The organism is Halarchaeum nitratireducens (assembly GCF_014647155.1).
Lineage (GTDB): Archaea > Halobacteriota > Halobacteria > Halobacteriales > Halobacteriaceae > Halarchaeum > Halarchaeum nitratireducens.
Genome location: NZ_BMOQ01000020.1, coordinates 1 through 2,000 on the forward strand (window position 1 = coordinate 1; position 2,000 = coordinate 2,000).

The following is a 2,000-nucleotide window of genomic DNA, read 5'->3' on the forward strand; positions in this document are numbered from 1 at the left end:
GCGATTCGGAGGGAATACGAACGTCGTTTCGGGCCGACGAGATCCGACGGGTTGAAGTACCCGTATGGAGTACGTTGAGGTCCGAAGGAATGAGGATCCTACCCCTGCGGTCCGCCGTACAGATGGGATCTGATGTTAGCCTTGATGGTCAGTGACATCCGGCTGGTGTGACTTCGTGTCGCAACCAGCGGAACCTTTGTTCCCGCCGAGCTGGGCTCAGTCCCAGCACATTCCGGTTGATCCTGCCGGAGGTCATTGCTATCGGAGTCCGATTTAGCCATGCTAGTTGTACGAGTTTAGACTCGTAGCGGAAAGCTCAGTAACACGTGGTCAAGCTACCCTGTAGTGACGGATAACCTCGGGAAACTGAGGCTAATACGTCATAACGCTCGGGATCTGGAGTTGATTCGAGCCGGAAAGGCCTATGGCGCTACAGGATGCGACTGCGGTCGATTAGGTAGACGGTGGGGTAACGGCCCACCGTGCCCATAATCGGTACGGGTTGTGAGAGCAAGAGCCCGGAGACGGTATCTGAGACAAGATACCGGGCCCTACGGGGCGCAGCAGGCGCGAAACCTTTACACTGTACGCAAGTGCGATAGGGGGACTCCGAGTGTGTGGGCATAGAGCTCACACTTTTGTAGACCGTAAGGTGGTCTACGAATAAGGACTGGGCAAGACCGGTGCCAGCCGCCGCGGTAATACCGGCAGTCCGAGTGATGACCGATTTTATTGGGCCTAAAGCGTCCGTAGCTGGCCGCGCAAGTCCGTTGGGAAATCCACCTGCTCAACAGGTGGGCGTCCAGCGGAAACTGCGTGGCTTGGGACCGGAAGATCCAAGGGGTACGTCCGGGGTAGGAGTGAAATCCTGTAATCCTGGACGGACCACCGATGGCGAAAGCACCTTGGAAGGACGGATCCGACAGTGAGGGACGAAAGCTAGGGTCTCGAACCGGATTAGATACCCGGGTAGTCCTAGCTGTAAACGATGTCCGCTAGGTGTGGCACAGGCTACGAGCCTGTGCTGTGCCGTAGGGAAGCCGAGAAGCGGACCGCCTGGGAAGTACGTCTGCAAGGATGAAACTTAAAGGAATTGGCGGGGGAGCACTACAACCGGAGGAGCCTGCGGTTTAATTGGACTCAACGCCGGACATCTCACCGGCTCCGACAGCAGTAATGACGGTCAGGTTGACGACCTTACCCGAAGCTGCTGAGAGGAGGTGCATGGCCGCCGTCAGCTCGTACCGTGAGGCGTCCTGTTAAGTCAGGCAACGAGCGAGACCCGCACGTCTAATTGCCAGCAACACCCTCGTGGTGGTTGGGTACATTAGGCGGACTGCCAGTGCTAAACTGGAGGAAGGAACGGGCAACGGTAGGTCAGCATGCCCCGAATGAGCCGGGCTACACGCGGGCTACAATGGCCGAGACAGTGGGTTGCGACACCGAGAGGTGGAGCTAATCTCCTAAACTCGGTCGTAGTTCGGATTGAGGGCTGAAACTCGCCCTCATGAAGCTGGATTCGGTAGTAATCGCGTGTCAAGAGCGCGCGGTGAATACGTCCCTGCTCCTTGCACACACCGCCCGTCAAAGCACCCGAGTGGGGTCCGGATGAGGCCACCGTTAGGTGGTCAAATCTGGGCTCCGCAAGGGGGCTTAAGTCGTAACAAGGTAGCCGTAGGGGAATCTGCGGCTGGATCACCTCCAACGCACTCGGGATCGAACCCTTCGGGGTTCGACCCATCGGCTGTGACACGACGTCACGCCGGCCGGACACTTAAGATCATCAAGGCTAACGATTTCCTCCAGGAATGGAGGGTGGGCCCATAGCTCAGTGGTAGAGTGCCTCCTTTGCAAGGAGGATGCCCTGGGTTCGAATCCCAGTGGGTCCATAGACTCCGAGATCGAATCAGTTGCTGATTCGATGTCGGGTTCGACTGATGCACCAGTCCGCGAGAGCGCGACTGGGAAGGGTCGATGTACGCTCCCGCGTTCACCTGCGG

General features: G+C 58.0%; 1 tRNA gene and 1 rRNA gene. Both read left to right on the top strand.

The annotated features are described in order from the left end of the window. Nucleotides 1-229: 229 nt before the first annotated feature. Nucleotides 230-1,704 (top strand): 16S ribosomal RNA (locus IEX91_RS16150). A 113-nt stretch (nucleotides 1,705-1,817) separates the two neighbouring features. Further along, nucleotides 1,818-1,889: transfer RNA gene (locus IEX91_RS16155), tRNA-Ala, on the top strand. Nucleotides 1,890-2,000 lie beyond the last annotated feature (111 nt).